The following is a 7,807-nucleotide window of genomic DNA, read 5'->3' on the forward strand; positions in this document are numbered from 1 at the left end:
ACCGCCCACACACGAGCCTCAATGGGCTCACACCGAACGAATTCGCAACCCGGTCCGCAAGGGACCACAACGTGAACAGGGCTAGCCTATGAATGAGTACATTCAGGGGAGCAGGTCACTGGTCCTCATTCCGACGATAACCCCGAAACCAGGAAGCGCGCCAATGTCCCTGATAAGTCTCGTTCTTTTTGTGCTGGCGCTCTACGTGGTTCAGCTTTTCCTTCAGGAAACGGCGCAGTTCCGGTTTGACCTCTGAGCCATCATGGGCAATCGCGACCATCAGCCTGAACCCGGCATCATTGCCGGTCGACTGGAGCGCGCGAAGGACAACATGCGGGAAGCGCTGCCGCTTTTCCTGGGCCTTGCGATGCTGGCATTTGCTGCCGGAAAGGCCGATGAGGCGACAAGCGGCGCAATCGTCTTCGCGACAGCGCGCGTGTTCTATGTTCCAGCCTATACAAGCGGCCTCCCGGTGTTGCGCTCGCTGGTCTGGCTTGCCGGCATGGCCGGCCTGCTGATGACGGCGCTCGCGGTCCTCTAGAGTGCCTCGGCCACCAGCACTTCCGATGGCACGGTCATCGCTACCACGACCTCTCGGTGCATGATGCGCCAACGCGGCGCAGTGACAAACCCGGACATGTCCAGCGGTCGGCAACCGCCGACCAGTGATGGCTTCAACGCGTGAACCCGGTTCCAGATGCTGCTCGTCACCATGGATGCGGGTCCGGTCCCCCAGGTCAGGCCGGCAATGCAGATCTGGCCGCCCGGGCGAAGCGCGCCATGGATCGCGGAGAGTAGCCTTGCGATACTCTCCTCCGGCATCAGGTCAAAAACATAGGTCAGGACAGCGCGGTCAAAACCGGCTCCAAGCGATGAAAGATCAGTACCGCCATCGCTTGGCTGCACCGTAGCACGATTGCCCCAAGGCTTCAGCCGGGCGCGTGCCAGACCGAGCATAGTTTCGCTGATGTCGGTTCCCAGATAGTGCGCCGTCCCGGCGAGGGTTTCTTCGAACAACCGGGCGGCGAACTTGCCGGTGCCGCATCCGATTTCCAGGATATGCTCTGCCGCGTCGAAACCGCTTTCTAGGACCAGGGCATCGAGCGCCTTGTCCTCGTAGAACCCCTGGTTGTCCTGACGCGCGCCGAAGCGGTCGTAGAACCGCCTTGCCTCACTGACGCTCAGCATTTGATGTCTCATCAAGGCGCACTCCCTTCCAAGCGAGCCGGCAGGACGTCCGATCGGCGGCAAGCCTGCGCGAACGCAAAAAGGCTGCAAGTTCGCATGAGAACTGCGAAGCGTGACAAAAGTGAACCACGGCCTTTCCGTGAAATCGGGGCAAGCACATGCCGTCCGTTCGGCAATCCTTGGATCTCGAGAAGAATACACGGATCTTGGCAATGAGCATCGTCGCCGATGCAGGCAAAATCCAGCAGGGCACATCATCTACTCGAGATAGCGATATTTCCGCTCTTGGGTACTTGGAAAGTGTACTGGAACAGCCGAAATGGCGGCGCATCGCTGACTGGCAGCTTCGGGGCCGTGAGGAGACGGTCTGGTTATTGGTGGCGATCGGGCCAAGCCGACATTCGTCCCCAGTGGGCACACTGGCGTTTCCGGCCCAAACCAGACCTTCGACCACTTCCAGCAAGAATCTCCAGAGCGGACTTTCAACAATTTTGTTGGGAATCATGCACCGGATGGCCGCTATGCGGAAGGAGCGGACATTCACACCAGGTTCACCTAGCTTCGCGATCAAGCGTCTTCAGCTGTTTCGTTCACATACTGGCAAGAATACTTTTCAATGTGCCACTCGCGATGGGTAGAGTGCCATCTGGCAAGCTCGGCTTGCGCGCCAACGATACATCCAAGCAGGGTGCCTTCGAAGGACCGAAGGCGTTCCTACCTGCAGCCGCCCTCATCCAGTTTCATGCATGCTATGAAGGTCAATTCGATGATCATTTTTGCACCTTTCCTAAAAGCGATAGAAATGCGTTTGCGAAAGGGCATGGGAGTTCACGCCGTATGTGAACGCTGCCTCGGTCTTCGCTTCGTATCTACTTGGTTTTCATAGGTTCCATCGCTAAACTGTAATAGAAAAATCATGCCGCAGCCCGCCTGAGGCATATCGCCGGCAGCCATTGGTCGATGAGCAAATACATGAACATGGAGCCGCTCTACGCGGAGCAAATCTCAACCCAAGGAGCCGTCGCCTGACAAAAAGTGCGAAAGATTCTGGACACTACCGAGGAACGGTGAGCCGCATCGATCTCGGCATTGCCTCGTTCGACCGGAACAGCGGTCTCCTAATCAATGGCAATGGCGAAGAGCAGGTATTGCGACGGCAGTCCGCAAGGCTCTTAGCGGAACTCGCACGAACTCCGGGCGTCGCACGATCCAAGGGGGAACTGCTCGACGCGATCTGGGGCAGCCTCGCCGTCACGGAAGACAGCCTGACACAATGCATTGCAGACATCCGCCGCGCTCTCGGCAAGGACGGACGGCGGATCGTTCAGACCCTCCCGCGCTTCGGCTATCGATTGGCTTTGCCTCGGTCGAACGCACATTCGCCCGTATCTCCATTGCTCCCCCTTGACGACGCTCCGATACGTTTTGCTACTTCGTCGGACGGAACGCGCCTTGCCTGGACGGAAAGCGGTGCCGGACCTCCGATGCTGAAAGCGCCGAGTTGGATTTCCAACATTGAGGCGGAAGCTGAGAGCCTGATCTTCACGGAGTTCTATCGTTGGCTGGGTGAGCGCGTCCGATTAATACGGTTTGACCAACGCGGAACCAGCCTTTCGGATCGCGTCGAAGGCAATCTGACGATCAATCAGATGGTCGAGGATATGCGCGCGGTTGCGGATGCCGCTGACATCGATCGCTTTTATCTCTTTGGTCCATCGCAGGGGGTCGCTTTCGCGATTGCTTTTGCGCACCGATATCCGGAGCGAGTGCTCGGCATTATTGGCCGAGGAGGCTTCGGACGCGGTTGGCTCACGACCGGCCATGAAGAGGAGCGGCGGAAGTACGAAGCAAGCAAGGCAATTATCGTTTCAGGATGGAACGACCCGAATCCGGAATACCGGCGTTTCTTTACCGGCCGCCTGATACCGGACGCCGACCCGCATGTCGCCAGGGAGTTCGACGACATGCAGCGCCGGGCATGCGACGCCGCGGCAATCCTCGCGAATCTGGAGTTGATGGTTAATATAGATGTCGAGGATATGGCGCGAGAGGTGACCGCACCGACACTCCTTCTGCATTCGAGAGGAGACCGCTCGGTTTCGTGCGATGAGGGGAGACGTCTGGCCGCGGTCATGCCGAACTCAGCCATCTCGTTTTTAGATGACGACAATCATATTTTCCTTCCGAGAACGACTGGGTATCGGCAGGCGCTTGTTGCAATATCGAAGTTTCTGGAATGAAAGGCTCCCGACTCTGACGGTTTCCCTCTTCGCGCGCTTTACGAACTCAACGAAACTTGCAAACTCATGACGTGGCAGTTTCTGTCAATGTCCGCAGGCCGCTCATTCAAGACCTTCATCCGCAGCAGGTCGCTTGACCGGTTTCAGGAATTGGCTCTTTGATCGCAAGCGTCCGAGATGGCGGCGCGTTGCAGCCGTATCTTTGAAGCTTTTTCGTGCATTACTGTGGACTAAACCATCCTCGGTGTTGCCATCGGCAAAAGTCTGCGTGCTATTACACTCGACACTGGACCGCCCAAGCACGCGCGGGCATCCGAATTGGCCCTTCGTTCCCAACCATGGTTCCAAGAGTATCCTTAAGCTCTGCCAGTTTTCGGTCGGTCAGGCTTCGGCAAAAGCCAGGCGCAGGGCCGGCACCCAATGTAAACGGACGCCAGAATGCCTCGAAGTCCGCAAATTCGGTCTCCGTTTCGATCGCCGAGATCGCAAAGTCGCCAAGCCCTGCCGTGTCGCAAAGGTCTTTAATGCCGTCTTCCGAACAGAAGGGGAAACGGCGGGCTTCGTCCAGGGACGAGGCAGCCGGAACAATTGAAACCGCGGCTTTCCAGAAGGCATCGATAAAGCCCATGCCGCCACCCGGGTAATCCCAAACATAGAACGCGATCACGCCACCGGGCTTTGCCACCCGCCGCATTTGCGAAAGGCCCAGCGCCATGTCGGCAATGAAGTTCAGCGTAAGGGCCGATGCGACGGCGTCGAAGGTCGCATCCGGGAAACGCAACGATTGGGCGTCCGCGATCTCGAAGACCGCGCGAGAGTCCGAAATCAGTCCGCTGGTGTGTTCCACGAAATCCCGAGAGAAATCCGTTATCGTGATCGTCTTCGGGGAACATCGGGACAGGATGGCCGATGTCAGTGCCCCGGTTCCACACCCGAGTTCCAACCAGTCGAGTTGAGGCTCGGGAGACAGCCAGTCCACGAACTGGGTTGCGATCACGCGGCTCCATCGGCCCATGTAGTGCTCGTAGTTCTGACCGGCGCTCCATGCGTCGTATTTTGCATTCGAAGTCATCGCAGTCTCCTTTCCGACAGTTTCGAAGGTTGGAGATTCTCCGGCGCGCCGCTTTACAGGCCGTCACCCGGCAATCATGATTCAATCGCTCCAGGCCGCATTCAAGTTCAGAAACTGAAGTTGTATCGATAGGCCTGCCGCAGTAGGTTTTCGTCCATGGCAAAACGTCACGGATACGGTCAGTTCTGTCCCATTTCGCGTGCATCCGAGCTCTTGACGACCCGGTGGACGCCCTTGATCGTGCGTGAGCTCTATTTCGGAAGCACGCGGTACGCCGAACTGCGGCGCGGCCTGCCCCGCATCTCGAGTGCCCTGTTGTCGCAACGGTTAAAAGAACTTGAGTATGCCGGCATCGTCACATGTCAAAAGGCCGAAAGCGGAACCGGGAACGTGTATGGGCTGACCGATGCCGGTCGCGAGTTGTTCCCGGTTCTGGAGAGCATGGGACGGTGGGCACAGGCGCACAGTCGCGACGACATGACGAGGGACGAAAATCTCGATCCTGACCTGCTGATGTGGAACATTCGGCGCCGGGTAACCAGCGACGGCATACCCGGCGATCAGCACTATGTCGTGGCTTTTCATTTCCTGGGAGTTCCGGTTCCGCGAAGCCGCTTCTGGCTTCTGTTCCGGGACGGGGACATCGAAGTTTGCGTGCGCGATCCCGGATATGCAGTTGGCCTCGCCGTGACCGCACATATCCGAACCCTGATCCAGATATGGCTGGGGCATCTCCCACTGGAACTCGCAATCCGAAAGCGCGAACTGCTGCTGGAAGGCGAGCGGCAGAATGTTCGCGCGTTTCCGCGATGGTTTAATCTCAGCTATCTGGCTGTGCGTGACGAAACCGACATTCAATAAGGCATGGTTCAGTCGGCCGCTTTCAGCGGCCCGTTCATATGTTCGGAGATGACTGTCCTGTAGGAGGGGCGTTCCATCACCGCGGCGCAAAGCGCCTCGATTCTTGGATTTGATTTGAACAGTGCCGCTCGGTCTGCCGACCATTCCGTCAGCATTGTCAGGTAGATGTCGAGCGCCGTGAAGCCGCGTGGCAGGAAGAAGGGTGCACCCGCAATTGATTGTTCCATCACGGAAAAAAACTCCTCCAGATGCTGTTCGGCGCACAATCGCACACTTTCGCTGGGCACCCCGTCGATCGTGAATTGCTCGGGATGCCAGACCCTCGAGAATATCGGGTAGCCGTTTGCTGCCATCGCAGCGAGCCAGAACAGGAAGGCCGGTCTGTCCGCTTCCTCCGGCATCGGGACGAGGCGCGTTTGCGGGTTTTGTTCGCCGAGCACCAGCGTGATTGCCGACGTTTCGCCGATTACGGTACCATCAGGCAATTCCAGAGCCGGAACACGCATCACCGGATTGACCCGGCGAAAGGCAGGTTCGCGGTGTTCGTTCGCGGCCATGTTCACATGAACCTTGCGATAGTCCGCGTCGATTTCCTCCAGCAGGACCTGCGGCGCGATGGCTCCAGACAGTCGCTCCCAGTAAAGCTTGTACATGATGGTTTGCCTCCGGATTAGCATGGGCGCAGGCTGCCGTGCCGATGGCGCGATCGGCTTTCCTTCCTGCGTTGTGCAGTGAAATCATTTCTTTGGTATCGCGGCGCGATCTTTACACCAAAGGCATCATTGCCGCTTTGTTTCCGCATTTCATGTCATTTATTATCGCCTCGATAAAAGAAATTCTTTAGTCTGACATCATGAGACTGGCGCATCTGAACGCACTACGGGCCTTCGAAGCCGTCTTGCGCACGGGCACCATCCGGTTGGCAGCCGAAGAACTTGGCGTGACCACAGCCGCGGTCGGGCAACAGATCCGGGGGCTTGAAGCCACAATAGGCCGCAACCTTTTTGTCAGGACATCCGTCGGCGCAATCCCGACCGAGGAAGCGTTGCGTCTCAAGCCAAGGCTGACAACAGGATTCTCGGTAATTGCCGAGGTGCTTTCGGAACTCAACGAAGATCACACCGTCAACCGGGTTGCGGTGACGCTGCCGGAATCCTTTGCCGAAAACTGGTTCACCAAGCGGATTTCTGGTTTCTACAGGCAGAATTCCGCAGTGGACCTGCGTCTCAATGCCTCGAACCGGCGTATCGATCTCGTCGCAGACGGTTTTGATTTCGCGATTCGTTACAGCCCGCCACCGGAGCCCGGCCTGAATGCGATCGATCTTTTCGGCGACGTGGTGCTCCCCGTCTGCACGCCGGGCTTCCGTGACAGATATGACTTGTCCGGCACCGTGAAATCGCTGCGCAGGATACCGATCGTTCATCTGGACAATCGTACCCCGGATCCGAATTGGTCCGGATGGCAGGACTGGTGTAATGCATTCGATATCGATAGTGACTTGGATTCCGGAGGTGTCCGCTATTCGGAAATAAGTTCCGGCCTGCAGGCTGCGCTTGCGGGAAACGGTCTTGTCCTATGTGGCATTACCGAAGCCTACGATTTCATCGTTGGCGGATCGCTTGTCCTGCCTTTCGGCACGGAAAAGAGAATGCCAACGGGGTATCGTTACCGGCTGCTCTCGGTCAGCGGACGTCGATTCAGCCCGATACAGAAGCGATTTCGTGATTGGGTGATCGAACTGGCAATCGACTTCCGGCAATCCGTTTCAGAACTGCTTGAAGGTTGATCTCAGAGCTGGATTTCTTAGGTGTCCGAGACGCGTTCGCGATGTCCGGCATGCAGTTCGGCTCAGACCCTGAAATTCCCGTCAATTCGAGCTGTCGCTGGGGTCATTTTGCTTACTGACCATACCGGTGATAATCTATTCGTAGAGGTTCGGTTCATATTTTTCTGCAAAGAAAATAGGTGAGAAAATGACCTCACGGGCGGCACACGTAACCGGGATTTCCACACTGGACTTGCCAGAGGGAAAGGTAAGCCTTTGGCGGCCTTCTTTCGACGATGCCCGCGCCGTCACGGCCATGGCAGAGTGCTTGTCTTTGGCGTTCTCTTCCGGACTGTGGCAGGAGACGCCGTTGCCGCTCGGAGATAGGACAGACCATGAAAGTGCGACCGGAATAATCAACGGGCTCAATCATCGGCCAGTGTCGGTTGCCGCCAGCACAACGCCAGGGGCTGGCATGATCGGCTGTGTCATTGGTTGCGTTATGGATGACCGCGTGATCACGGCGTACGGCCTCAGACGCTATGAAGCGGCACCTGGTGATGGGCTTCTTGCCTTTATTGGAATTGTGCCAGATGCGCAGGGCCGCCGGTTCAGTGCGGCTGACGGAAGCACCTTGGAACCGGCTTGCGAGGGCGTGAGCCTTGCCAGGCATCTTTT

Annotated in this window: 9 protein-coding genes; 6 read left to right on the plus strand and 3 right to left on the minus strand. The window is 57.5% G+C overall.

From position 1 onward, the window contains the following. Positions 1-262 precede the first annotated feature (262 nt). Entirely contained in the window at positions 263-541 is a 279-nt protein-coding gene (locus tag CSC94_RS23650) for an MAPEG family protein (protein WP_099308828.1), read from the plus strand. On the opposite strand, the gene CSC94_RS23655 is transcribed toward CSC94_RS23650, so the two are convergent. Then, positions 538-1,188 (minus strand): class I SAM-dependent methyltransferase, encoded by a 651-nt coding sequence (locus CSC94_RS23655; RefSeq protein WP_165784580.1) that lies wholly within the window; start codon positions 1,186-1,188, stop codon positions 538-540. The genes CSC94_RS23650 and CSC94_RS23655 overlap by 4 nt on opposite strands. Positions 1,189-1,400: 212 nt before the next feature. On the opposite strand from CSC94_RS23655, the gene CSC94_RS24760 reads away from it, so the two are divergent. Both CSC94_RS24760 and CSC94_RS23660 read left to right on the plus strand, forming a co-directional pair. Beyond that, the gene (locus tag CSC94_RS24760; protein ID WP_165784581.1) at positions 1,401-1,826 is read left to right on the plus strand and encodes a hypothetical protein; all 426 of its coding nucleotides are present in this window, start codon (positions 1,401-1,403) and stop codon (positions 1,824-1,826) included. Positions 1,827-2,255: 429 nt separating this feature from the next. Next, a complete protein-coding gene (locus tag CSC94_RS23660) occupies positions 2,256-3,428 on the plus strand; it encodes an alpha/beta hydrolase (protein ID WP_133123082.1) in 1,173 nt (390 codons plus the stop codon). A 274-nt stretch (positions 3,429-3,702) separates the two neighbouring features. Here the strand turns inward: CSC94_RS23660 and CSC94_RS23665 are convergent, their stop codons facing one another. Continuing rightward, positions 3,703-4,500 (minus strand): class I SAM-dependent methyltransferase, encoded by a 798-nt coding sequence (locus CSC94_RS23665; protein WP_099308831.1) that lies wholly within the window; start codon positions 4,498-4,500, stop codon positions 3,703-3,705. A 156-nt stretch (positions 4,501-4,656) separates the two neighbouring features. Here CSC94_RS23665 and CSC94_RS23670 point away from each other — a divergent pair, with 156 nt between their 5' ends. Then, positions 4,657-5,361: a winged helix-turn-helix transcriptional regulator gene (locus tag CSC94_RS23670; RefSeq protein WP_099308832.1), complete on the plus strand. Its 705-nt coding sequence runs from the start codon at positions 4,657-4,659 to the stop codon at positions 5,359-5,361. Between the two features lie 8 nt (positions 5,362-5,369). On the opposite strand, the gene CSC94_RS23675 is transcribed toward CSC94_RS23670, so the two are convergent. Next, complete coding sequence (locus CSC94_RS23675) at positions 5,370-6,014, minus strand: glutathione S-transferase family protein (protein ID WP_165784583.1); 645 nt, start codon at positions 6,012-6,014, stop codon at positions 5,370-5,372. A 200-nt stretch (positions 6,015-6,214) separates the two neighbouring features. On the opposite strand from CSC94_RS23675, the gene CSC94_RS23680 reads away from it, so the two are divergent. Further along, positions 6,215-7,150, plus strand: coding sequence for a LysR substrate-binding domain-containing protein (locus tag CSC94_RS23680; RefSeq protein ID WP_099308834.1), 936 nt, complete (start codon positions 6,215-6,217; stop codon positions 7,148-7,150). Positions 7,151-7,604: 454 nt separating this feature from the next. Beyond that, positions 7,605-7,807 (plus strand): hypothetical protein (locus tag CSC94_RS24945; RefSeq protein WP_205853412.1); only part of this gene is annotated, 203 nt, incomplete at its 3' end.

Source organism: Zhengella mangrovi, from assembly GCF_002727065.1.
Lineage (GTDB): Bacteria > Pseudomonadota > Alphaproteobacteria > Rhizobiales > Rhizobiaceae > Zhengella > Zhengella mangrovi.

Coding starts and splice junctions, on each gene's coding strand:
- CSC94_RS23650 (WP_099308828.1), top strand. CDS start 263: ATGGGCAATCGCGACCATCAGCCTGAACCCGGCATCATTGCCGGTCGA.
- CSC94_RS23655 (WP_165784580.1), bottom strand. CDS start 1,188: ATGCTGAGCGTCAGTGAGGCAAGGCGGTTCTACGACCGCTTCGGCGCG.
- CSC94_RS24760 (WP_165784581.1), top strand. CDS start 1,401: ATGAGCATCGTCGCCGATGCAGGCAAAATCCAGCAGGGCACATCATCT.
- CSC94_RS23665 (WP_099308831.1), bottom strand. CDS start 4,500: ATGACTTCGAATGCAAAATACGACGCATGGAGCGCCGGTCAGAACTAC.
- CSC94_RS23670 (WP_099308832.1), top strand. CDS start 4,657: ATGGCAAAACGTCACGGATACGGTCAGTTCTGTCCCATTTCGCGTGCA.
- CSC94_RS23675 (WP_165784583.1), bottom strand. CDS start 6,014: ATGTACAAGCTTTACTGGGAGCGACTGTCTGGAGCCATCGCGCCGCAG.
- CSC94_RS23680 (WP_099308834.1), top strand. CDS start 6,215: ATGAGACTGGCGCATCTGAACGCACTACGGGCCTTCGAAGCCGTCTTG.